This is a genomic window from Dellaglioa sp. CoH-57-MRSF-20 (assembly GCF_056781955.1).
Map to the genome: position 1 here is coordinate 1 of NZ_JBXAXV010000263.1, position 270 is coordinate 270.

Below are 270 nucleotides of genomic sequence, written 5' to 3' on the forward strand. Positions count from 1 at the left end.
GTATCACAAGACGGTGCACCATCCTACGGCACCGCGTGCGTATGTCATGGATGTTTGCGAAGTTGTCGAAGATGTGACAGATTTGCGCATCGTTGAGCTGAACTGCCTAAACTGCTCCGGGCCTTACACTGTGGACCGTGCTCAGGTATGTGCGGCGGTGGCGAAGGCAGTTTAAGCAATTCCCAGTTTTAGAGGACCCACAAGTGACGGGGAAGAGAAAGTTGCATCGTCGTCTCGGACTGCCGTACTCGTAGGACACTCAGTATGCAT

General features: G+C 53.3%; 1 protein-coding gene. It reads left to right on the forward strand.

Annotated features, from left to right (window positions below):
• The first annotated feature begins 13 nt into the window (after nucleotides 1-13).
• Nucleotides 14-175 carry a hypothetical protein gene (locus AC1RPN_RS08995; RefSeq protein WP_481763844.1) on the forward strand — a complete coding sequence of 54 codons (162 nt, stop codon included), beginning with the start codon at nucleotides 14-16 and terminating at the stop codon, nucleotides 173-175.
• The last annotated feature ends 95 nt before the right edge of the window (nucleotides 176-270 follow it).